25 protein-coding genes are annotated in these 22,041 nt (G+C 37.8%); 4 read left to right on the forward strand and 21 right to left on the reverse strand.

The annotated features are described in order from the left end of the window. Nucleotides 1-35: 35 nt before the first annotated feature. From BM097_RS00075 to BM097_RS00090, 4 genes are read left to right on the forward strand one after another with little or no spacing between them, the layout of a single operon-like run. The gene (locus BM097_RS00075; RefSeq protein WP_090544664.1) at nucleotides 36-1,103 is read left to right on the forward strand and encodes an ABC transporter ATP-binding protein; all 1,068 of its coding nucleotides are present in this window, start codon (nucleotides 36-38) and stop codon (nucleotides 1,101-1,103) included. After that, entirely contained in the window at nucleotides 1,096-1,923 is an 828-nt protein-coding gene (locus tag BM097_RS00080) for an ABC transporter permease (RefSeq protein WP_090544666.1), read from the forward strand. The genes BM097_RS00075 and BM097_RS00080 overlap by 8 nt, the downstream gene beginning before the upstream one ends. Beyond that, nucleotides 1,920-2,705: an ABC transporter permease gene (locus tag BM097_RS00085; protein ID WP_090544668.1), complete on the forward strand. Its 786-nt coding sequence runs from the start codon at nucleotides 1,920-1,922 to the stop codon at nucleotides 2,703-2,705. Before BM097_RS00080 ends, BM097_RS00085 begins: the two co-directional genes overlap by 4 nt. After that, nucleotides 2,705-3,769: an ABC transporter substrate-binding protein gene (locus BM097_RS00090; protein WP_090544670.1), complete on the forward strand. Its 1,065-nt coding sequence runs from the start codon at nucleotides 2,705-2,707 to the stop codon at nucleotides 3,767-3,769. Before BM097_RS00085 ends, BM097_RS00090 begins: the two co-directional genes overlap by 1 nt. On the opposite strand, the gene BM097_RS00095 is transcribed toward BM097_RS00090, so the two are convergent. The 21 genes from BM097_RS00095 to BM097_RS00195 form a co-directional block, all read right to left on the reverse strand. Next, nucleotides 3,766-4,410 carry a DUF5688 family protein gene (locus BM097_RS00095; RefSeq protein ID WP_143084929.1) on the reverse strand — a complete coding sequence of 215 codons (645 nt, stop codon included), beginning with the start codon at nucleotides 4,408-4,410 and terminating at the stop codon, nucleotides 3,766-3,768. The two genes, BM097_RS00090 and BM097_RS00095, sit on opposite strands and share 4 nt — an antisense overlap. A gap of 92 nt (nucleotides 4,411-4,502) precedes the next feature. Continuing rightward, entirely contained in the window at nucleotides 4,503-6,182 is a 1,680-nt protein-coding gene (gene recN / locus BM097_RS00100; RefSeq protein WP_090544674.1) for a DNA repair protein RecN, read from the reverse strand. A gap of 48 nt (nucleotides 6,183-6,230) precedes the next feature. Further along, complete coding sequence (gene argR / locus BM097_RS00105; protein WP_090544676.1) at nucleotides 6,231-6,686, reverse strand: arginine repressor; 456 nt, start codon at nucleotides 6,684-6,686, stop codon at nucleotides 6,231-6,233. Then, nucleotides 6,687-7,439: an NAD(+)/NADH kinase gene (locus BM097_RS00110; protein WP_177197313.1), complete on the reverse strand. Its 753-nt coding sequence runs from the start codon at nucleotides 7,437-7,439 to the stop codon at nucleotides 6,687-6,689. Between the two features lie 92 nt (nucleotides 7,440-7,531). Continuing rightward, a complete protein-coding gene (locus BM097_RS00115; RefSeq protein ID WP_090544680.1) occupies nucleotides 7,532-8,329 on the reverse strand; it encodes a TlyA family RNA methyltransferase in 798 nt (265 codons plus the stop codon). Between the two features lies 1 nt (nucleotide 8,330). Further along, nucleotides 8,331-10,193, reverse strand: coding sequence for a 1-deoxy-D-xylulose-5-phosphate synthase (gene dxs, locus BM097_RS00120; RefSeq protein WP_090544683.1), 1,863 nt, complete (start codon nucleotides 10,191-10,193; stop codon nucleotides 8,331-8,333). A gap of 6 nt (nucleotides 10,194-10,199) precedes the next feature. Then, nucleotides 10,200-11,102, reverse strand: a complete 903-nt coding sequence (locus BM097_RS00125; protein WP_090544685.1) for a polyprenyl synthetase family protein — start codon at nucleotides 11,100-11,102, stop codon at nucleotides 10,200-10,202. Beyond that, on the reverse strand, nucleotides 11,102-11,326 hold the full coding sequence (gene xseB / locus BM097_RS00130) for an exodeoxyribonuclease VII small subunit (RefSeq protein WP_090544687.1): 225 nt from the start codon (nucleotides 11,324-11,326) through the stop codon (nucleotides 11,102-11,104). Before xseB ends, BM097_RS00125 begins: the two co-directional genes overlap by 1 nt. 11 nt (nucleotides 11,327-11,337) lie before the next feature. Further along, nucleotides 11,338-12,543: an exodeoxyribonuclease VII large subunit gene (gene xseA, locus BM097_RS00135; protein WP_090544689.1), complete on the reverse strand. Its 1,206-nt coding sequence runs from the start codon at nucleotides 12,541-12,543 to the stop codon at nucleotides 11,338-11,340. Continuing rightward, a complete protein-coding gene (gene nusB / locus BM097_RS00140; RefSeq protein WP_090544691.1) occupies nucleotides 12,543-12,965 on the reverse strand; it encodes a transcription antitermination factor NusB in 423 nt (140 codons plus the stop codon). The genes xseA and nusB overlap by 1 nt, the downstream gene beginning before the upstream one ends. A gap of 106 nt (nucleotides 12,966-13,071) precedes the next feature. After that, on the reverse strand, nucleotides 13,072-13,449 hold the full coding sequence (locus tag BM097_RS00145) for an Asp23/Gls24 family envelope stress response protein (protein ID WP_090544693.1): 378 nt from the start codon (nucleotides 13,447-13,449) through the stop codon (nucleotides 13,072-13,074). An 80-nt stretch (nucleotides 13,450-13,529) separates the two neighbouring features. Next, nucleotides 13,530-14,021, reverse strand: coding sequence for a preQ(1) synthase (gene queF, locus BM097_RS00150; RefSeq protein ID WP_090544695.1), 492 nt, complete (start codon nucleotides 14,019-14,021; stop codon nucleotides 13,530-13,532). A gap of 14 nt (nucleotides 14,022-14,035) precedes the next feature. After that, a complete protein-coding gene (gene queC / locus BM097_RS00155; RefSeq protein ID WP_090544697.1) occupies nucleotides 14,036-14,722 on the reverse strand; it encodes a 7-cyano-7-deazaguanine synthase QueC in 687 nt (228 codons plus the stop codon). 9 nt (nucleotides 14,723-14,731) lie between these two features. After that, a complete protein-coding gene (gene folE, locus BM097_RS00160; protein ID WP_090544699.1) occupies nucleotides 14,732-15,304 on the reverse strand; it encodes a GTP cyclohydrolase I FolE in 573 nt (190 codons plus the stop codon). Nucleotides 15,305-15,319: 15 nt separating this feature from the next. Continuing rightward, nucleotides 15,320-15,988, reverse strand: coding sequence for a putative 7-carboxy-7-deazaguanine synthase QueE (gene queE, locus BM097_RS00165; RefSeq protein ID WP_090544700.1), 669 nt, complete (start codon nucleotides 15,986-15,988; stop codon nucleotides 15,320-15,322). Nucleotides 15,989-15,997: 9 nt separating this feature from the next. Continuing rightward, nucleotides 15,998-16,420 carry a 6-pyruvoyl trahydropterin synthase family protein gene (locus BM097_RS00170; RefSeq protein WP_090544702.1) on the reverse strand — a complete coding sequence of 141 codons (423 nt, stop codon included), beginning with the start codon at nucleotides 16,418-16,420 and terminating at the stop codon, nucleotides 15,998-16,000. Nucleotides 16,421-16,608: 188 nt separating this feature from the next. Next, nucleotides 16,609-17,328, reverse strand: a complete 720-nt coding sequence (gene surE / locus BM097_RS00175; protein WP_090544704.1) for a 5'/3'-nucleotidase SurE — start codon at nucleotides 17,326-17,328, stop codon at nucleotides 16,609-16,611. Nucleotides 17,329-17,344: 16 nt separating this feature from the next. Beyond that, a complete protein-coding gene (locus tag BM097_RS00180; RefSeq protein WP_090544706.1) occupies nucleotides 17,345-18,103 on the reverse strand; it encodes an SDR family NAD(P)-dependent oxidoreductase in 759 nt (252 codons plus the stop codon). Between the two features lie 101 nt (nucleotides 18,104-18,204). Beyond that, the gene (locus BM097_RS00185) at nucleotides 18,205-18,792 is read right to left on the reverse strand and encodes a hypothetical protein (protein ID WP_090544708.1); all 588 of its coding nucleotides are present in this window, start codon (nucleotides 18,790-18,792) and stop codon (nucleotides 18,205-18,207) included. Nucleotides 18,793-18,867: 75 nt separating this feature from the next. Beyond that, nucleotides 18,868-19,503 (reverse strand): hypothetical protein, encoded by a 636-nt coding sequence (locus tag BM097_RS00190; protein WP_143084930.1) that lies wholly within the window; start codon nucleotides 19,501-19,503, stop codon nucleotides 18,868-18,870. 78 nt (nucleotides 19,504-19,581) lie between these two features. Continuing rightward, complete coding sequence (locus tag BM097_RS00195; RefSeq protein WP_177197314.1) at nucleotides 19,582-22,041, reverse strand: sensor histidine kinase; 2,460 nt, start codon at nucleotides 22,039-22,041, stop codon at nucleotides 19,582-19,584.

The following is a 22,041-nucleotide window of genomic DNA, read 5'->3' on the forward strand; positions in this document are numbered from 1 at the left end:
ATATGTAAAAAGATGTTTTTTAGGAGGAAAATACGTTGGAATTTATTCAATACGACCACGTATCAAAAAGCTATGGTAAGCAGCTGGTTCTTGATGAGCTGGACCTTTCTGTTAAGGAAAATTCTTTTGTTACCTTACTCGGTCCGTCAGGCTGCGGTAAAACAACTACTCTTCGCTTATTAGGAGGATTTGAAAAGCCTGATTCAGGAAAGATTTACTTAAATGGCAACGATATTACAGCCTTGCCTGCAAATCTTCGACCTATCAATACGGTTTTCCAAAAATATGCTCTATTCCCTCACATGACTATCGAGGAAAATATTGCATTTGGCCTTAAGATTCAAAAGAAATCAAAGGATTATATTTCCGATAAGATTAAATATGCCCTAAAGCTTGTTAATCTTGATGGCTTTGAGAATCGCTCTATCGATTCACTTTCAGGTGGACAACAGCAACGTATCGCTATTGCACGTGCTATTGTAAACGAGCCAAAGGTACTGCTTTTAGACGAGCCTCTTGGTGCTCTTGATTTAAAGCTTCGCCAAAGCATGCAGTACGAGCTAATGAAAATTAAGCAGGAGCTTGGCATCACCTTTATTTATGTAACACATGATCAGGAGGAAGCCCTTACAATGTCTGACACTATCGTTGTTATGAACCAGGGCTACATTCAGCAGATTGGCTCTCCTGAAGATATTTATAACGAACCTGAAAACGCCTTCGTTGCGGATTTTATTGGTGAAAGTAACATTATCGAGGGTATCATGATTAAGGATGAGCTTGTATCCTTCCTCGGTGTTCAGGTTCCTTGTGTGGATAGAGGCTTCGGTACTATGAAGCCTGTAGACGTTGTTATTCGTCCAGAGGATGTTGAGCTTGGTGCACCTGGAAAAGGCTTTATGGATGGTGTAATCACTGATTGCCTCTTTAAGGGTGTTCACTATGAATTAGATGTTCAGTGTGGCGAATATGAATGGCTTGTTCACACCACTAAATATTTCGAAATTGGACAGCATGTATCCTTAAATGTTATTCCTTTCAATATTCAAATCATGAACAAACCAGAGTCAGAGGATGAGGAGGTTATGAAGGAGGATGATTAATAGGCTACGCACTAGCTTCCTTGCCATGCCTTATGCTATATGGGTTTTAATTTGCACCATCCTACCTTTGTTTTACATTCTAGGATACGCAATAAATACAGGCGATGGAAGCTTCACACTTTCTAATCTATTTGCTATTGCAGATCCAGTTCACTTAAAGTCACTTGGTCTGTCAATTCAGGTTGCATTTGTCACAACTGTCATTTGCCTTATTATGGCTTATCCAGTTGCCCTTATATTGCATAACCTTAAGATTACAAATAAGGGATTTATTGTATTTCTCTTCATCCTTCCAATGTGGATGAACTTTATGCTTAGAATCCTTGCCTGGCAAAATATTCTTTCAAATAACGGTATTTTAAATAGCATTTTATCTGCTATCGGCTTGCCTACAGTACATATTCTATATACTAAAAGTGCTGTTATTTTAGGTATGGTCTACGATTTCCTACCTTATATGATTTTGCCAATTTACAATTCACTTTCAAAGATTAATGATGAGGTTATCGAAGCCGCTTCAGACCTTGGTTCAAGCTGGCTAAACACCTTTATCAAAATTACAGTTCCTCTTTCCAAGGATGGTATTATTTCTGGTATCATCATGGTTTTTGTGCCAGCCTTATCATCCTTCGTAGTTTCAAACCTGCTTGGTGGTGGAAAGGTATTATTAATCGGAAATGTAATTGAGCAGGAATTCACTTTAGCCAGAAACTGGAACTTAGGCTCTGGTCTTTCAATCATTCTTATGCTCTTCGTGCTTGCATCCATGAGCATTATGAACAAGGTTGATGATTCCGAGAATGGAGGCATGCTACTATGACAAAAATCAAAAAAGCCACCTCTTACGCTTACCTTGGCCTGATATTTTTATTCCTATACGCACCTATTTTGGTACTCATTGTTTTATCCTTCAATAATTCAATGTCCCGTACCGTTTGGGGTGGATTCACTTTTCAGTGGTACTTAAATCTGCCTTCCAATGACACAATAATGGATGCCCTTTGGACTACCCTTAGAATCACTTTATCATCAAGTATTCTAGCTACTATCCTCGGCACATCTGCAGCCATTGGAATCAACAGAATGAAAAAGCGCCATGCTGCAATTATGCTTGGTGCTACAAATATTCCACTTTTAAATGCAGATATTGTAACTGGTATTTCTCTCATGCTTTTATTTACAAGATTTACATCTCTTGGAGAATTTTCAGTTGTGCTTGCTCATATCGCATTTTCGGTACCTTATGTAATATTTAATGTATTACCAAGACTTCAATCCATGTCTGACGCTTGTTTAGAAGCTGCAATGGATTTAGGAGCAACTCCTTGGTATGCCTTCTACAAGGTTACCTGGCCAGAAATATTCCCTGGAGTTTTATCAGGATTTTTGATGGCCTTTACTATGTCACTTGATGATTTTACAATCACCTATTTTACAAAGGGCGCTGGTGTTAATACACTTTCAACTATGCTTTACACAGAGCTTAGAAAGGGTATTCAGCCTGAATTATATGCTTTATCTACCCTCCTGTTTTTGCTTGCATTTTTGATGCTTATAGCAACAAACTTTAAGGGCATGAACAAAAAGGAGGTTGTGCGCTAATGAAAAAAATAATTACATTTATTAGTATGGCCTGCCTTACTCTAACAAGCTGTTTTTCATTTACAGCCTGCGGTAACGATGCAGAAAGCTCTGACACCCTTGTAGTTTTAAACTATGGTAAATATATCGAAGCAGATGTTTTAAAAAGATTCCAGCAGGAAACTGGTATTACCGTTAAATACGAAGAATACGAATCTGTTGAAGATATGTATGCAAAATATAAAGCTGGCTCCATCAATTATGATGTTATCTGTACCTCAGATTACATGGTTGAAACCCTTCGCCAGGAGGGCGAGTTAATTCCAATCGATTACAACTCATTAGAGCATTACAAAAATATTGACCCAACCATTATTGAGGCTTCAGAATCTTTTGATCCTAATCACAAATACACTGTTCCATATTTTTATGGTACAGTAGGTATTCTTTACAATACAGAAAAGGTTGATGAAGAAACTGTAAGCTCTTGGAATTGCCTTTGGGACCCTAAATACAACAATCAAATTGTTATGATTAACTCTCAGCGTGATGCCTTTATGGTTCCATTAAAGCTACTTGGACACGATATTAATACTACAAATACTAAAGAGCTTGATGAAGCTTTTGATATGCTTTGCAAGGAAAAGAAATATGTATATGCATACCTAATGGATGAAACCTACGAATGTATGGTATCTGAAGATGCTGCTATGGCGGTATGCTATTCCGGCGAAGCTGCAATGGGTATGGAATACAATGATAAGCTTGCTTACACCGTACCTAAGGAAGGTGGAAATCTTTGGATTGATTCATGGTTTGTACCTCGCACCTGCAAGCATTACGATGCAGCAATGAAATGGATTGATTTTATGTGTGAGGAAGAGGCAGCTACCGAAAACTTTGAATATGTTTGGTATGCTACCCCTAATCTAACTGTTGCCGGTAACGAGGATGCAGAAACTCTTGCCGATGAAACTGTTTTCCCTACAAAGGAAACCCTTTCTCGTTGCGATATTTATTCTGCATACGATGACGAAACACTAGATTACACCACCACACTTTGGAAAAAACTTAAGGCGTACTAATTTGCAAAGGTAAGCTCATTAGTACCTCTGGAATAATAATAAAGATTGTTGGATAGAATTTCATTTTCTGGGACATCGTTCATATTAACATATGCTATTAAATCTCTCAGATCTGAAGTATCTATCTGGCAATCTTTTATTGCTTTAACAACTATAATCTCATGAATGGAACATGGTATTACATAAATATCTGCTTTTAGCTTTAATGAAATATTCTTTAAAAAATCCTTATAAAGCATTACCGATGCCCCATGACATCCACTTTTGTTGGAGGCTATATAAAGAGGCATAGTATCTTCCTCCATCTCAGCCAATTCATAAAATTCATAATCTCCAATATATTGTGCAATTGTAGAATATAAACTTTGAACCTTTAGCCCAAGAAGCTTAGGCGTGTTCTCACTTGCTACATCCATCAATTCCTGTGTTGTAATGTTCCATGCCTTCATCATGTCATTTTGAATCATGACAAGCTTTTTATTTTCGGTATCAACTGTCTCTGGAAACATCAGGTAAAATACTATAGCCAAATCAAGATATCGAATATGAGGTACTACTTTTAAGATATCAATGTTCCTATCAAAATTGATAACCTTATATACCACGAGATTTTTTACATTATTAAATTGTTCATTTGCCATTATTAAATTTGCATAAAAATTGGGATAAAAAACAAAAAAAGAATTCGCATGCATTCATGCGAATTCAAATATACCAAGTGTTATATAATTTGTCAAGATTGATTTTTGTATTGTTTTGCTAACTCTAGCATTTCCTTTGCATTTGTCATAACAGCATCTGTAATAGCACTGCCGCCAAGCATTCTTGCAAGCTCTTCTACTGTTTCATTATCATATAACTTCTTGATGCCGGAAATGGTATGTCCATTCTCTACACTCTTTTCAATCAAGAAATGAGTATCAGCCATCGAAGCAATCTGTGGTAAATGTGTAATACAGATAACCTGATGGTTATTTGAAACAGTAGCAAGCTTTTCAGAAACAGCCTGAGCTGTTCTACCGGAAATACCTGCATCTATCTCATCAAATATAAGAGTATCAATTCCGCCGCCAGAAGCAAGAACAGTCTTGATAGCAAGCATAATACGGCTCATTTCACCGCCAGAAGCGATATCCTTTAATGGTCTAAGTGGCTCTCCAGGATTGGTACAAATAACAAACTCACCCTCGTCAAAGCCATCTGCAGTATAGTGATCCAGCTTTTTTAGCTCCACTTCAAATTCACTATTAAGGAAATTAAGATCACTCATAGCTACCTTCATTTTCTCAGCTAGCTCTTTTGCCTTTTTCTTTCTAATATCAGAAAGCTTTTGGCATAGTGAATCTAATTCCTTTGTACAGTGGTCTACCTTTGCTTTAAGCTCTGCTAAATACTCGTCAAAGGATTCATATCTAGCTTTCTTTTCAAGGCGTTTATTAAGCTCCTCTAAAACAAGCTCTATAGTAGAACCATATTTATCCTTTAGTCTATTGATTTCGTTAAGACGAATTTCTACTTCATTAAATCTGCCGGCATCAAAGGATGCATCTGACATATAGCTGGATAATTCTCTATTGAAATCAGAAATAATACTATCAGCATCATTAAGCATAGATAAGAATTCCGATGCTCTTTCATCGATGCCCTCAATATATCGTATATCCGATATAGCAGAGCTGATAGCATCTGAAACACCACCATCTCCTGCCATTGCCTCATGTGCACGACCAAAATATTCCATGGTACGGCTGAAATTAGAAAGACGTTTGTACTCATCCTCTAATTCTTCATCTTCACCAATTTTAAGATTGGCAGATTCTATTTCATTTATTTCATGTTCAAGTAAGATTATTTCACGTTCCTTGGAAATATCGCTTAGCTTAGCATCCTCAAGCTCTGCTGTAAGCTTTTTATATTCCTTATAGCAGCTTGCAATGTCTGATTTAAGATTACCGATTTCTGATTTAGCAAACTCATCCAAAAGCTCCATGTGTCTTTTGGTATTAAGCAGTGACTGATGCTCCTTCTGGCCGTAAATATCTAAAAGAAGTGCGCCAACCTCCTTCATTTTTGCAGCTGGCACCTGCTCCCCATTAATCTTTCCAACACTTCTGGCCTCAGTGATGCGCCTACTCATAATTACTTCATCATCATAAGGTTCCACATCAAGGGCTCTAAGCGCTTCCTTGGTTGCTTCATCATCCACAAGAAAAACAGCCTCCACAAAAGCCTCTGAATCTGCATCTCTAAGAAAATCCTTTGATGCCTTATCACCAAGACTTAAATGTAAAGCTCCTAAAATAATAGATTTACCTGCGCCTGTCTCACCTGATAGGATGTTGAGCCCCTTTGAAAATACTATCTCCTCTTCATCAATAAGGGCTAAGTTTTTAACGTGCAAACTTGCTAGCATTTTATTCTCCTTTTCCGCCCGACTTACCAATTAAAAGAATACTTGCACTTATCTTTTTTCTATTAGTTTCTTTAGCTTCCCCATTAAAGAAACAGTGTCATCCAAGCTTCGGATAGCACACATAATTGTGTCATCACCTGCAATAGAACCAACTATCTCTGGAAAATCCATATGATCTAAAGCTGCAGCAACAGCCATGGCCATTCCAGATACAGTTTTGACAACTAATATATTTCCAGCATTATCCATGGAAACAAAGCCATCTAAGAAAATGTGGATATATTTTTCATTCATATCATCTTCTGTAGACCTAAAGGCTACATAACGAAGCTTGCCTGCGCCATCGGCAACTTTAGTAAGCTTCATTTCTCTGATATCTCTAGAAACGGTAGCCTGAGTAGCGTTAAAGCCTGCTTCTTCAAGCTTGGCGGTAAGCTCCTCCTGTGTACCTATTTCGTTTTTAACAATCAATTCTAATATTTTTGCTTGTCTTTCAATCTTCATTTAAATCTCCTGCATTCGTGCTCTAATTCGCTCAAGGAAATTAACATTTTCCAGCATCACCATGTGAGAAGTGGAACTAGATCTATAAATCTTTAAAACCTGATCTTTCTTAAGCTTTTGGCGAAGTGTGCCATCGTAAATAATATTTGCAATTGGCTCGTCTTCTTCATGGCGAGCGCCGATTGTAACCTCCACCTCATCAGAAGATGCTAAGATGATACTTCTTGAATTAAGGGTATGAGGATTTATCGGTGTTAGAATAATACAATCTGCATGAGGACTAACAATTGGTCCATTTGCAGATAGATTATAAGCTGTAGAGCCAGTAGGTGTAGAAACAATAAGTCCATCACAATTATGTGAATACAACTGTATTCCATTAACCTTAACTGTGATATTTAGAACATATAAACCAGCTGCATCAGATGCAACTACAATATCATTTAATGCTTTAAAATGATTATCCGTACTTGTAGCCAAATCACCTTCAAGCATCATTCTCTCATCTATTTTATAATTGTCGTTTAATAACTGGTCTAAGCAATGCTCAACATTATCTACAGTCATATCACATAGATATCCTAAATGACCGCAGTTCAGACCAACGATAGGAACTTTTCTATTAGTAACATTTTGAGCAACTCGAACCACGGTACCATCACCACCAACAGTGATGATACATTCCACATCATCAGCCACAGTAACCTGTGCCTCAGAGCTATCTGGACAAGTATCCAAATCTAAAATGCACATTCCCCCTCTTGAGGTAATGTAATCTCTAATGATGTTTATATATTTCTCGTGTAACTCGCTAAAAGACCTGGCAACAATTAAAAAGTTTTTCATTATTTGTCTAAGCTGTCATGTGCAGCTGCTACTGTAGCTGACACATCAATTGCTTCCCCCTGTTTATCCTGTGTCGCAATGTGAATAAGATATTCAATATTTCCTTCTGGTCCCTTGATTGGTGAAAACTCAAGGTGTAAAACATAAAAACCAATTTCTGTAACGAAATCAATTATTTTATTTATAACTTCTTCATGTACAGCTGGATCTCTGACAACGCCCTTCTTGCCTACCTTTTCACGGCCGGCTTCAAACTGTGGCTTAATCAAACAAACCATTTCAGCGTCCTCAGCAAGTAATGCCTTTGCTGGTCCAAGAACCTTTGTAAGACTGATAAAGGATACATCTACAGAGGCAAAATCAAGTGCCTCTCCAATATCCTCTGGTGTGACATAACGGATGTTTGTCTTTTCCATGCATACTACTCTTGGATCCTGACGAAGCTTCCAAGCAAACTGTCCATATCCAACATCCACAGAAAATACCTTGCTAGCCCCATTTTGAAGCATGCAATCAGTAAAGCCACCTGTAGATGCGCCTATATCCATGCAAACCTTGTTATCCAGTGTAATACCAAAGTGTGTCATGGCTTTTTCCAGCTTTAAACCTCCACGGCTAACATATTTAAGCTGCTGGCCGTGAATTTCTATATCAGCATCAACATCGATTTTAGTACCAGCCTTGTCTTCTCTATTGCCCTTTACGAAAACATTGCCTTCCATAATCATTGTTTTTGCTTTTTCTCTAGAAGGAGCAAAGCCCCTATCAACTAATACTACATCAAGTCTTTCTTTCATATTAATTTCCTAATGCTTTAATAATTCTTTCTGTTATTGAATCAGAATCCATCTGCAATTCTTTGAACAAAAGTGTTACACTGCCGTGTCTGACAAATTTATCAGGTACAGCAATCTTTAGTACCTTACCTTCATAATGATTATCAGCTAAAAATGCTTGAACCTGCTCTCCAAAGCCTCCGGTCACTACATTTTCCTCTAGGGTAACAATCATATCGTACTGATTTTTAAGCTTAAGTATATATTCTTTATCAAGAGGCTTGGCAAATCTGGCATTGCAAATACCTGCCTCAATGCCATTCTCCTTAAGCATTACTGCTACCTCTTCAGCCTTTTTAACCATAGAACCAAGAGCAAATAGCATCACTCTTGAGCCTGCCTGGATTTCTTCAGCCTTTCCAAGAACGATTGGCTCTCTGTGTTCCTTAAGACCACAATATGCCTCGCCCCTAGGATATCTGATGGCGATTGGCCCCTTATGCTCGGCGACAGCATATTTCATCATATCTGACAGCTCCCATTTATTCTTTGGAGCCATCACTGTCATGTTAGGCATAGATGTAAGGAAGGAAACATCAAATATTCCCTGGTGTGTGCTTCCATCTGCTCCAACAAGACCTGCCCTATCTATAGCAAATATGACATGAAGGTTCTGAAGACATACATCCTCTAAAATCTGGTCATAAGCTCTTTGAAGGAAAGAGGAATATACAGCAAAAACTGGCACCCTTCCACCAAGTGCTAATCCAGCAGCAAAGGTAACTGCATGCTCCTCTGCAATACCTACATCGAAGAATCTGTCTGGGAACATGTTTCTGAAGCGTTTAAGGCCTGCTCCCTCTGCCATGGCTGCTGTTATAGCAACAACCTCTGGATTTCTATCTCCCATCTTGCGCATTACTGTAGAAAATACATCTGTATAGCCTGGATTAGGATTTCGCTTTGGAAGTCCTGTCTCTATTTCAAAAATATCCGTTCCGTGGAAGCGGGATGGATGTCTTTCTGCAGGCAAATAGCCATTACCCTTTTTGGTGATGACATGCACAAGAACTGGTCCTTTTATTTTAACTGCCATACGGAAGGTCTCTAACATAGCCTTTATATTATGACCATCAACAGGGCCTAAATACATAATGCCTAAATCCTCAAATACCATATTAGGAACCATCAAGGATTTAATACCATTTTTTGTGCTACGGATTTTGCGAATTAATCTCTCACCATTTGGCCAAGATTCAAGAGAGTTTAAAACGTCATTTTTAAATCCAACATATTTTGAGCTGGTACGAAGTCTTTCAAGGTTTGTTGACATACCGCCAACATTCTTTGAAATAGACATTTCGTTGTCATTTAAAACAATCAAGAAATTAGATTTCTTAAGTCTGGAAGCATTGTTTAAAGCCTCGTAGGCAAGACCACCTGTAAGGGCGCCATCTCCTATAACCGCTGCCACCTTATAATCTTCTTCTGCCAAATCTCTGGCCATACAATAACCCAAGGCAGCTGATAAAGAAGTGGAGCTATGGCCTGTGTCAAAGCTATCACAATCACTTTCTGCCCTTTTTGGAAAACCACTGATTCCACCATATTGACGTAATTGTTCGAACTCATCTGCTCTTCCTGTAAGAATTTTGTGGGTGTATGCCTGATGTCCCACATCCCAAATCAATTTATCCTTTGGAAAATCCATCAAAAGATGAAGAGCTATTGTAAGCTCAACTGTACCTAAGTTGGAAGCCAAATGTCCGCCAGTCTTAGAAAGATGCTCAATTAAAAACTCACGAATCTCCTCAGGAAGAGCTTTTATTTCTTCCTCTGAGAGCTTCTTTATATCATTAGGTTGCTTTATTTTATCAAGAACCATAATCCATTAATTGTCACGATAGACAAGGTACTGAAGCAAGTCTACAAGAAAATCATTTTCGTATGGTAGCTTTTCAAGAATAGCTATTGCCTCGTCTGTCAGACGTTTTACCTCTTCTTTAGATTTTTCTATACCTTTGAAAGTTACATATGTTGATTTTTCATTACGCTCATCGGAGCCAATTGGCTTTCCGAGAACTGCCTCATCCCCCTCGATATCAAGGATATCGTCCTGAATCTGAAATGCCATTCCAATTTTAGAAGCAACAGATTCTATTAGTTTTATTTGCTCTTCAGTAGCACCTGCAAGTATTGCACCGATTTCCATGGATGCTTCGATAAGTGCTCCTGTTTTTAGCTCATAGATAAAATCTATTTTTTCTTCAGTCATTGCGGATAGATTTTTTTCTGATTCAACATCAACAACCTGTCCGCCTATCATACCAAAAACTCCTGCCTTTTTAGCAAGAATCTGAAGTGCCTTTATATTTCTTTCACTTGTGGCACCATCTATATCAAATGATTTTAAAGCTGTTTCAAATGCGTAATTTAAAAGCGCATCCCCTGCAAGGACTCCCATTCCCTCACCATAAACTGCATGAGTAGTAGGCTTTCCACGTCGAAGCAGGTCATTATCCATTGAAGGCAAATCGTCATGCACAAGGGAATAGGTGTGAATCATTTCTATTGCCGCCATAAAGCAATTGATGGCCTCTCCCTTTCCATTAAAAAGCTTAAAGGTTTCATTCATAAGAACTGGTCTAAGTCTCTTGCCACCAGCCTTAATGGAATATTGCATTGCATCAAAAATGGTGTTCTGCATACCTTTGACTTCAGGTAAATATGTGCATACTATTTTTTCAGCTTCAGCCGCCCTTTCAGCAAGCCTAGCCTTAACATCATTAGCCATTATTCTTCCCCTTCAAAAACCTCAAGGCTGCCATCCTTGCTGATTGCCATAACTGCCTTTTTGGTTTGTTCTATTTTTTCATTTGCAAGCTTAAGCTCTTCCATTCCGTTTTTATATAATTCGAAGGATTCATCTAAGGAAATATCAGAAGCCTCAAGCTTACTTATTATTTCTTCAAGTGCATCAAAGCTTTCTTCAATTGTCTTTGTATTGTTTTCTTCCATTTGTACTCCTACTAGGTAATTTGTATATCGGTAACCTGACTAATGACACTACCGTCCTTAATTCGAACCATCATAGTATCACCGACAGAAAGCTGTTCTACAGTATCAACTCTTTTACCAAAAGCATCGGTTACATAACCAAAGCCTGTAGCAAGCTTTTTAGCTGGTGATAAACCATCCAGCCTTCCTGAAACAGCAATAAGCCTGTTTTCATATCTTGAAAGCTTATTTTGCATTAAGGTGTCAAGCCTGTTGTATAAAAGCTTGAGCTGTTCCTCATTAGCCTTAATTTTATTTTCTGGTCTAAGTGCATTAAGGCGTAGCTTGTAGTTTTCAATAAGCTGAGCCATATTAGAAAGCTTATAATCTAATGCTCTATTAAGCTTATCTGAATATCTTTCCAGGGACCTTGCAAAATCCTCGTAAACAAAATTAGCAAGCTCTGCAGCTTGTGATGGTGTAGCAGCTCTTTTATCTGCTACAAAATCTGCAATAGTAAAATCTGTCTCGTGACCTACTGCGGAAATGATAGGTGTGCTAGCATGGAAAATAGCTTTTGCAACTATCTCCTCATTAAAGGCCCATAAATCTTCGATGGAACCACCACCACGTCCCACAATAATCACATCAAGCCCCATTTCATCCAAGCAATTAATACCGGAAACAATTGTGGCTGCCGCTCCTTCGCCCTGAACCTGTGCAGGATACAACACCAATTGAACAAAAGGATTACGGGTTTTGGATACACGTATAATATCGTGCACTGCCGCTCCAGTGGAGGCTGTAACAATGCCAATTTTCATAGCGTGAGTAGGCAAAGGCTTTTTATACATAGCATCAAACATACCGCTTTCCTCAAGCTCCTGCTTCAGGGCCTCGAAACGCTGATACAAATCGCCAACACCTGCAAGCTCTATCTCGCTGGCGTACACCTGGTATCTGCCAGTGGCCGCATATATTCCAACGTAACCACTAACTACTACCTGGTCACCGTCCTTCATAGGAAACTTTAGACCACGAGCACGCTTACCTGAAAACATAACACAGCTGATAGCACTCTTTTCATCCTTAAGTGTAAAATAGATATGACCTGTATGATTGTACTTACAATTAGAAACCTCTCCACTAAGTGAAAGGTTTCCAAGCATAAAATCATCGGCAAACATACGCTCAATATATGTATTTACCTGTGATACACTATATATATTTTTATTCATTATACTAGCTTAGCCAATGCTCCATTAACAAATCCAGCAGAGGAATCTGAACCAAATTCATCAGCAAGTGAAACTGCCTCATTGATAGCAACACCTACTGGAAGATTCTCAAACTTGATTTCGTAAAGAGCAAGTCTGATAAGTGTTAAATCAACCTTAGCCATACGAGTAGTCTTCCAACCATCAACAGACTTGTTAATCATCTCATCGATTTCTGGAATCTTAGAGATAATATCTGCTGCCTTGTTCTTGATGTACTCCTCGTCTTCTTCGGTCTTATTGTTCTTTAAAAGATCCTCTTCCTCGGCATTATCTCTGCCATCAAGGAATGTATCTATTACCTGATTCATCTCTTCTGAATTGTAGAATTCATTCATAAATACAGCCTTGAATACTTCTTTTCTAATTTCGTGTCTATTCATAAATAATACTCCTGAATTTCTATAAGATTAGACTAATATAGGGTGCTATCCAAAATAGCACCCCATAATTATACATTAATATGCATAAAAAATAAACAACTGACTACTAGTTTGTACCAGCAACACTAACTGTAGCGATACGAATATCAACAGCTGCCACCTCAAGGCCTGTCATTGTTTCTACAGCTGATTTAACCTTTTCCTGAACCATACCAGAAACCTTTGGGATTTCGTATCCGTACTTCATATTGATAGCCATGTGTACTGAAATCTTACCAGGCTCGTTATCAACTACCTTGATAGCCTTTGCAAGCTTACCTGCTCCAGCCTTTGAAATAGTGTCAGATGTAAGATTACCAGCAAGTGACTCAACGCCCTCTACCTCAACAGCGCCAAGACCTGCGATGATACCTACAACCTCCTCAGAGATGTTTACGCCACCATCTCCATTTACATTTATAACAAAATTCTTATTCTCTGCCATAATTGCCTCCTAAAAATCATAGAAAAACTAATATGATTATAGCAAAGTATCACATTTTGGTAAACCCGTTTTGTGATTCTTTATCTATTATCCACCTTTTCAGGATACATGTCATGATTCATCAATCTATGGGCTGCTACATCCTCCCATTTTGTGCCTGGTTTTCCGTAATTACAGTAAGGATCGATTGATATTCCTCCTCTTGGAGTGAACTTGCCCCAAACCTCAATGTACTTAGGATCCATAAGCTTGATTAAATCCTTCATAATGATATTCACACAGTCCTCATGAAAATCACCGTGGTTTCTAAAGCTAAATAAATATAGCTTAAGTGATTTTGATTCCACCATCTTTTCACCTGGCACATAAGAGATGATGATGTTTGCAAAATCAGGCTGTCCTGTTATTGGGCAAAGTGATGTAAATTCAGGGCAATTGAATTTTACAAAATAATCATTCTCAGGATGCTTATTTAAAAATGTCTGAAGCATCTCAGGTGCATAATTGTCTGGGTATTTATTATTCTTGTTTCCAAGTAATGTAAGTGTTCCTTCGTCTTTTCGATTACTCATATCTATCCTCCAAATTAATCCTCGTATGCAATTGGGTCTGTTGTTCCATTTAGCTCAAAGGCCTTTTTTCTGTCGATACAGGTTCCACATCTTCCGCAGGCCTTATCATGACCTTCATAACAGCTCCATGTAAGCTCATAAGGTACATTCAGTTCCAATCCCATTTTTACAACACCCGCTTTATTAAGACCGATAAAAGGTGCCTCTATTTGTAGCTGCTTTCCACTACCCTCATAGATTGCTGTGTTCATTGCATTATTAAAATCGCTGGAGCAATCTGGATATGCATTTCCAGCTGCATCATCTGCATGAGCTCCATAGTATATTTTTGAGCAGCCCTTTGATAATGCAATGGCGGCTGCACTTGATAAGAATAATCCATTTCTAAATGGCACGTAGGTACTTACCGGCTTGCCATTTGTTTCTTTTAGCTGTAGCTCATAAGCTCCCTCTGGAATCTCCTCATCAGAATGCTTAAGCAAGCTGCAATCGCTGAACTGAAACATTGTAGACAAATCAAGTGTAATATACTCTACCTTATAGTAATCGCATACTGCATCTGCCGCCTTAATTTCCTTATCATGACGCTGACCATAAAAAATGGATAGGCCAACCACATTTTCATTTCCATATTCTTTTACCGCAAGAGCTAAACATGTGGTACTGTCCAACCCTCCACTAATAAGTACTAATGCTTTCATTTCTTCTCCTTATAATAATCTTTGTAGTAAGTTTGAATCTGTTTTAAATCTGCCTCTTAAGGTTTGAGTCTGTGTCTTGGCACCTGCATTTTTTATGCCTCTTGCTGTCATGCAGGAATGACTTGCTTCAATAAATACAGCCACATCCTCCGAACCTGTAACAAGTGTAATTATTTCTGCTATATCATTTCCTATTCTTTCCTGAAGCTGCAGTCTTTTGGCTGCCATATCAGCAATTCTTGCAATCTTTGAAAGACCAATTACCTTTCCATTTGGAATATAGGCAACGCTTACCTTCATATCATACATAAGTGCAAGATGATGCTCGCAATAGGAAAAGACCTCTATATCCTTTACGAAAACCAAATCCTGATTGTTATCATCATAGTAATCTTCATCAAAGGTTTTGTTGAACATATCTGCAATCTGCTGATTGCTGTAGTTCATTCCCTCAAAAACCTCTTCATACATTCTTGCAACTCTGTCCGGCGTCTCCTTGAGTCCTGGTCTGTCTGGATTGTCACCAAGTGCAATCAATATATTTCTGACACTTTCTTTTATAAGCTCTTTATCTATCGCCATTATTTTTCCTTTCTGCTACACACCTCGTTTATTTGGATCCCATATAAATTTGTGAAGCTGTAGCTGAAGTCTAATGCCATTTCTTTTGTGACTAATCATGTAGTCCACCATATCAGCTGGCTGGATTCTACCAAAAACAGGGCTGATTAATGCGGTAGCTTTATCGCATATACGATACTTATCTACTATTTCACAAACCCTATCTAATTCATTTATATCAGAACAAACAAATTTCACCGTATCCTTCGGTGAAAGATATTCAAAATTAGAAAGAAGCATTTTATCCTCCATTTTCGACCCCTTTAGCTTGTAATCTAAAGTAAAGGCAGGGGGATTCTCTATTTGTGCAAATTCTTTTATATCAATGCTTCCATTGGTTTCAATTTCAATTTTAAGTTCCTTGTGGCTTGCAAAAGCCTTTAACAAATTAATGATATTAGGAGCCATTAATGGCTCTCCACCTGTAAGGGTAACCCTATTTACACCTGTTGATTCTATATAATCTATTATTTCATCAGCAGTCATTTCCTGGGCCTTTGCATCTGTTGTACATGCCCATCTGGTATCACAATAGCTGCAATTAAGATTGCAGCCTCTAAGTCTGATGAAAACAGCAAGCTCTCCAGCATGCTGTCCTTCACCATTTATGCTTACAAATTTTTCAACTACATTAAATACCGTCATAGTTTCCTCTTACATACTATAGCTTGCGCAATTGTTAGGAGTCTCATAGACAGTAACCTCAGCGACCTCAAAACCGTATTTTTGGGTGAATCTATCGTAAAAATACTTTGAAAAATTTTCTGCAGTAGGTCTAAAATCTACCACGCGAAGCAAAAAGCCTTCATCATTTAAAGCTGCTACTGTTGTGCTTTTTAAAGTATCTTTTTCAAAGATAAAGGTATGATCAAAGAAATCACTTTCTTCCTTAAGAGCTGCTTTTACATCTTGGAAATCAACAACCATTCCCCTTTGCTGACCCTTTTCCTGAAGCTCATTAGACCTTATTTTTAAAATAACTCTCCACCTGTGGCCATGAAGATTAGAGCATTTGCCTTCATAACCAGACAGAAAATGCGCACCATCAAATGATGCTTCTGCAGTTAAGTAATACATTGAATTTCCTCCTGAATAGGACGTAAAGATTTCCAAAGAAAAAGGCTGTAGTGGATACCTACAGCCTAAAATAATCATAAAGAAAAAATTAGTCCTGGTTTTGTTTAGGGACAGGATGGTACAAACGAACTGTCCTATTTAATTTTCTAAGCCTTTGTATGATAAACCCTTTAAAATAATATTTCAAGCTAATAGCCAATATTATTTACTATCCCAACAGAGACATAGTTATCGGTAATTGCTCTGAAATCTGTTTCTGGTTCATTTTCCTCATTATAATGGCCGTTCACCATATAACGTACGCCGCCATCCTCAAGCTTTTCCACCTGATCATAGGTATCCCTATAAAACATTCCTCTAGAGATTTTTCTATCATATAAAATCCCCTTGCAATCAGCTAGTGTACAGCCTGGGAAGTTCACATTGTGAACCCATCCTGGCTCTAGCGGTGTGTCTATAAGCTTCTGCAAAACCTGTCTAAGATATTTATCAGTGACCTCATGAATATCACAGGCACCTTCTGATAAAGCTATGGCGTGATAACCCTGAAAGGCTGCTTCAAATGCTGCACCACAGGTAGCTGAATATTGAATATCTGATGCAACATTGTATCCATAATTAATTCCTGAAAGTACAATATCAGGCTTGGCTGGCATTACATTAAGACTACCTACACGAACACAATCTCCTGGAGTGCCACTACAATAATAAGCCTTTACCCCATTGATGGGAAAATCCTCACAAGGATAAATATCTATTGTATCGTGAAGAGTAATGCTGTGGCTTGCGGCACTTCTTTGACTTTCAGGGGCCACTACCCAAACCTCGCCAAATTCCTTTGCCACTCTGGCAAGTCTGATTATTCCATCGGAATTAATTCCGTCATCATTTGTAATTAGTATTCTCATTATATTCTCCCTAAAGCTAGCCTAATTTCTTTTTCTGCTGTCTGCCAGTAAGTTTGATTAGAATAGGATATGGCACTACATGTAAGAAAATCGCCGCAAGCTTCATTCTAAAGGAAGGAACGATTATAAGCCTGCCCTTTTCTATGCCTCTGATTGCTTCGTCCACACATTGATGTGGGCTGATTCCCTTCAATGCGAATACAACATCTGCTCTGGCATTAAATTCTGTATCTACAGGTCCTGGACAAAGAGCACTTACCCTTACAGGACTTCCCTGTTCCTTAAGCTCCATAGCAACTGCTCTTGTTAAGCTTGTGACATAAGCCTTAGTTGCATAATAAGTAGCCATATAAGGCCCTGCTGGAAGAAGTCCAGCTGATGAAGCTACATTTAAAATGTGTCCATGACCATTTGCATGCATCTTCTGAAGAATTCCCTTAAAAAGAATGTGCATTGCCATGTCGTTAACCTTTATCATATTAACTTCTTTTTCTATGTCTGTTTCAAGAAAAGAGCCTGCCAAGCCAAAGCCTGCATTATTAATGAAAATGTCTATGTCTTCATCCTTAAGAGCTTCTAGCAATTCAAAGCACTGCTTCTTTTTGCCTAAATCATAGGAGTAAATCTCTACAGGGACCTCAAGCTCCTCCTTAAGCTGCTCCATCCTATCTGTTCTTCTGCCTGTGATGATTAACCTGTAGCCTGCAGCCGCATATCTTCTGGCGAACTCCATTCCAATACCAGATGTAGCGCCTGTTATAAGTGCTGTTTTCATAACTGTCACCCCTTCTTCTTGCCTCTTAACTAGTTTCATAATCCTATTTTAAAGAAAACCCACTTATAAATCTATCTTTTTATGACCTTCCTTTTTAAATTTTAAGACTGCATATTAAAAACAGGCATGGCATCTATCACTTCCTGCAAAGGAGTCCAGGCCATTGCATCAAAATCATCCTCCTCTTTAGATTTCTCTTTTACTTTATTCGCTCCAGCCTTTCGTCCCTCTTCAATCTTTTCCTCGTTCTCCGGTAAGTTCTTATATCCATCTGACTTTTTGAATTCCTTTATTACTTCATCCATTGCTGCCACAATCGCAGCCTTATATGGATCCTTGTCAGAGATTCCATTCATGGCATGAAAGATAATATCGTTTACCTCCTCCTTAGAGTTTGCATTTTCAAGCTGATGCTCCAGTGCTTCAGCCATTCTTCTAATTCTTAAATATTGCATATACAGCTCTTGATTATGCTGTTTTAGATAAGATTCTTCTCTGGAAGTAAGCTTTTTTCCGCTTTTAATTTTTGCCTGGATTTTTTCCATCATTTTTGGATCATCTTCTTTGTTAGCCATGGTAGATTGTTCTTTAAGTCTTCTCACCACATCAGTAAGCTGATTTGATACATACTGACCTGATTTGCTCTCATTATTTAATTTCATTGTTCCTAAATCAAAAGATATCTGCATAGCCTTCTCCTAATAAAAAAGGTTCATGGCATATCATCCATAAACCTTAAACTTCCTTACATATTCAAATATTTTTTACAACATTACCCCTTTGGCATTGTAATTACCGGAGCCCATTGCAAGTGCTTTATTTATGATTGTATCGATTGAATTTACAGCACTTGCAATATTTTTATAATAGCTAGAAGAGCTTCCAAGCAACGCCTTAACATCCTCAGGCTTTGCAGCTGATAGCTTCTCCTGGTCTACGATAAGCTTGTTATCGCTTCCCATTGTGATTCCGATATTTTCAAAATCAGCCTTTTTAGCCTTGAATGCCTCCACAAACTCAGTCTGAAAGCTTTTATTTAACGCCCCTCCACATTTGTTTAGGTTTGTTATGGCACTGTTGTAGGCTGTAACAAAATTAGAAACACCCTTCAACAGTCCAGCGTTATCATATTCTTTTCCCTTTTCAGCCTCGTATAAGGATTTGTCATCCATTTTTGAAAGAGCATCTAATAGATTTGTAGCAGACTTGTCTACTGTTTTATATTTACTATTAGATCCTTTGGATGATAATCCCATTGATTCCATCTTTCGCTGGAATTTCAAATCATTATTTGAAATGATTTGGTCAATTAGAGCATTGCCACTCTTTTTACTATTTAGCATTGAAAGCAAGCCTTGATTACTTTGATAATATTCCATTGAATTATGTATCGTACTCATCAAAACCCTCCTTACATCATTTGCTAAATCTTATATCGGAGAAGTAATGCCACAAATTAACCCCTAATGGAAATAAATTTATTTTGACTCTACAAGCTCGTCAAATTCAACCATAGCCTTAAACAAATCTCCATCTATCTCAAGCTTCAATGTACCGCCCATGGATTCCACAAGACTTTTTGCAATAGAAAGACCAAGCCCATTGCCATCTGTGTATCTGGATCTATCTCCTCTTACAAAACGCTCCATAAGCTCATCAGCAGATATATTAAGCTCGTTTTTAGATGTGTTTCTAAAGGTAAATCTGATTTTACCGTCAACCTTTTTCAAATCGATGTAGGCTCTTGTGTCAGCCTGGGCATATTTTACTATGTTAGACATAAGATTATCGAAAACTCTCCAAAGGTAGCGATTGTCAGCATTTAGATATATATCCTGGGATGGGAAGTCTGTAACTACTGTAACCTTACCTGCCTCAAGTCTGTCAGTGAACTCACCTATAGATTGATTTAAAAGAACTACTGCGTTAATAGGTTCCATTGTAAATTTGATATTTCCAGTGGATGCCTTTGATGCCTCAATCAAATCCTCTATAAGTTTTTTCAGACGGGCTGATTGGCGACTGAGTACCTCCAAATATTCCTTTGCCTTCGCATTATCTATCTTCTCTTTTTCCAGTAAATCAACATAGTTGATAATAGAAGTAAGAGGGGTTTTGATATCGTGAGAGACATTTGTAATAAGCTCTGTCTTCATGCGCTCTGATTTGGTTCGCTCCTCTAATGCCACATTGATTCCTTCCTGAATCTGATTCATGGCCATGGCATGGTCTGCCATAAAAAGTGGCATTCCGTTTAAATCTACCTTTGCAGATAAATCTCCTTCAGCAAGACATGTGGCTGCCTCTTTAATTCTGGCATAGCTATATAAAATTTTGTAAAGAATAACTGCAAAAACAATTTTCTCCACAAACCAAAATGGAGCAATCTGTCTTGTTGCAATAGACATCATTATTACAAAGTATTCAATTATCGTAATTACGATAAAGATAAACCAGATTCGTCTGGTCCACTTAATATTCTTTCGAATATTGATTGAATGCTGCTTAAGGATTACAAGCTTGTCCCTCAACCACTCGATAAGTCTATATGCAAATGTATGCTTAAAGAAGCGATGTAGCTTTACATTTACTGCAAGGTTTGCTGACCACATAAGACCAACTGTCATCATGACTGTGGCAAATACTCCAAGTACTGCTATTGTCATTCCAAGAGACATGCTAGTCTCTCCCATATACTCTGCAAAGCAATATAATAATGCAAACAATAAATATTCAATTATTACGAAACACCAAAATGCTGCATCAGTCCAGATTTTACCAAGCCAATTAATATGAATTTCTTCATCATTTTTTCTATGTCCGATAGCACACATAAACAATACATAGCAAGCAATTGAAAACATGAAGGAAACGATAGCAACTATCGGAAATACGTATTTCAAATTCTCTGCAAAACCAATAAACCATTTTGACTGAGCGTAATAATCATTTGTGCCATTGAATACATCCTTAGGGAAGCATACAAATGTGTAGGAAGCAGAATCAGGATCATCCTCATAAACTCCTATGTAAGTAATAGTATCAAATGATGCATTGTCAGTCCCGATTTTTTCAAGCTTGTCATGTATCGGTGATAGGTCTGCCACGTAATCTGAAAAAATATCGAATGTATAGTCATCGCTATCATCCATAATTTGTAATGATGAATCTGGAAAACTTTTAGAAAGAGGCTCAAATCCAGTGTCCCCGATATACAATAAAGAATCCTCAAGCTCATCAGCATTAGTAACTACATGTTCTGCAGGTAAATAGTCCACCGCATTCTGTTTATTAGCCTCCCATATCTGTTTGTAAATTTGATTTTCATTTGAATTTAAGAGACTTTCTTTTGTTTCTTCGTCTTGAAAAGTATTTCGCATAAATTCATAGTAGTCTTCATTAATCCAATAAAATTTACCATTACTATAGACATATGCTTTAGCACCTATAGAATCATAACCAATCCCTTCAACATGATATCTATTGTAAATCTCGCTTGAATAATTAATTATCTGATTTCCACCCCAAAGCTGAAAAAATCTATCACTTAAAATAAAATCTGTATCAGGGCCAATTTTATAATATCCAACATAAGCATTATCGGGCACTGTTATATCAAAGTTCCTATAAAGATATGAGCTTGCATCATCTAAATCTACATCTTCACTGTTTTCACCCTTAATTATGCCGTAATAACAATTCATACCACTTAGCTTATCTTTATTAAAGTCATCCTTATAATCAGAAAGAGCAAGTGTAGCATAGCTTGTTCCGGCAAATCTATTTACATAATCTGAAAAAGCACCTCTATCGTCTGAATATAATCTCCATTCTTGTAGGAAAACACTTACTACTAAAGATATGACACAGATAAAAGCAAACACTGAGCATCCAATGGCAAGCATTATTTTACTGAAATTGTTATACAGTGGTTTCAT

Source organism: Pseudobutyrivibrio sp. OR37 (assembly GCF_900113655.1).
Lineage (GTDB): Bacteria > Bacillota > Clostridia > Lachnospirales > Lachnospiraceae > Pseudobutyrivibrio.

Bases quoted from the DNA above. Each gene is read 5' to 3' on its own strand.
- folE (WP_090544699.1), bottom strand. From the start codon at position 15,304: ATGGCGATAGATAAAGAGCTTATAAAAGAAAGTGTCAGAAATATATTG.
- BM097_RS00195 (WP_177197314.1), bottom strand. From the start codon at position 22,041: ATGAAACCACTGTATAACAATTTCAGTAAAATAATGCTTGCCATTGGA.
- BM097_RS00190 (WP_143084930.1), bottom strand. From the start codon at position 19,503: ATGAGTACGATACATAATTCAATGGAATATTATCAAAGTAATCAAGGC.
- BM097_RS00085 (WP_090544668.1), top strand. From the start codon at position 1,920: ATGACAAAAATCAAAAAAGCCACCTCTTACGCTTACCTTGGCCTGATA.
- BM097_RS00180 (WP_090544706.1), bottom strand. From the start codon at position 18,103: ATGAAAACAGCACTTATAACAGGCGCTACATCTGGTATTGGAATGGAG.
- xseA (WP_090544689.1), bottom strand. From the start codon at position 12,543: ATGAATAAAAATATATATAGTGTATCACAGGTAAATACATATATTGAG.
- argR (WP_090544676.1), bottom strand. From the start codon at position 6,686: ATGAAGATTGAAAGACAAGCAAAAATATTAGAATTGATTGTTAAAAAC.
- queF (WP_090544695.1), bottom strand. From the start codon at position 14,021: ATGAGTAATCGAAAAGACGAAGGAACACTTACATTACTTGGAAACAAG.
- recN (WP_090544674.1), bottom strand. From the start codon at position 6,182: ATGCTAGCAAGTTTGCACGTTAAAAACTTAGCCCTTATTGATGAAGAG.
- BM097_RS00080 (WP_090544666.1), top strand. From the start codon at position 1,096: ATGATTAATAGGCTACGCACTAGCTTCCTTGCCATGCCTTATGCTATA.
- xseB (WP_090544687.1), bottom strand. From the start codon at position 11,326: ATGGAAGAAAACAATACAAAGACAATTGAAGAAAGCTTTGATGCACTT.
- queC (WP_090544697.1), bottom strand. From the start codon at position 14,722: ATGAAAGCATTAGTACTTATTAGTGGAGGGTTGGACAGTACCACATGT.
- BM097_RS00170 (WP_090544702.1), bottom strand. From the start codon at position 16,420: ATGTATTACTTAACTGCAGAAGCATCATTTGATGGTGCGCATTTTCTG.
- BM097_RS00095 (WP_143084929.1), bottom strand. From the start codon at position 4,410: ATGGCAAATGAACAATTTAATAATGTAAAAAATCTCGTGGTATATAAG.
- BM097_RS00115 (WP_090544680.1), bottom strand. From the start codon at position 8,329: ATGAAAGAAAGACTTGATGTAGTATTAGTTGATAGGGGCTTTGCTCCT.
- BM097_RS00145 (WP_090544693.1), bottom strand. From the start codon at position 13,449: ATGGCAGAGAATAAGAATTTTGTTATAAATGTAAATGGAGATGGTGGC.
- nusB (WP_090544691.1), bottom strand. From the start codon at position 12,965: ATGAATAGACACGAAATTAGAAAAGAAGTATTCAAGGCTGTATTTATG.
- BM097_RS00125 (WP_090544685.1), bottom strand. From the start codon at position 11,102: ATGGCTAATGATGTTAAGGCTAGGCTTGCTGAAAGGGCGGCTGAAGCT.
- BM097_RS00090 (WP_090544670.1), top strand. From the start codon at position 2,705: ATGAAAAAAATAATTACATTTATTAGTATGGCCTGCCTTACTCTAACA.
- BM097_RS00185 (WP_090544708.1), bottom strand. From the start codon at position 18,792: ATGCAGATATCTTTTGATTTAGGAACAATGAAATTAAATAATGAGAGC.
- dxs (WP_090544683.1), bottom strand. From the start codon at position 10,193: ATGGTTCTTGATAAAATAAAGCAACCTAATGATATAAAGAAGCTCTCA.
- BM097_RS00110 (WP_177197313.1), bottom strand. From the start codon at position 7,439: ATGTGCATTTTAGATTTGGATACTTGTCCAGATAGCTCTGAGGCACAG.
- surE (WP_090544704.1), bottom strand. From the start codon at position 17,328: ATGAGAATACTAATTACAAATGATGACGGAATTAATTCCGATGGAATA.
- queE (WP_090544700.1), bottom strand. From the start codon at position 15,988: ATGACGGTATTTAATGTAGTTGAAAAATTTGTAAGCATAAATGGTGAA.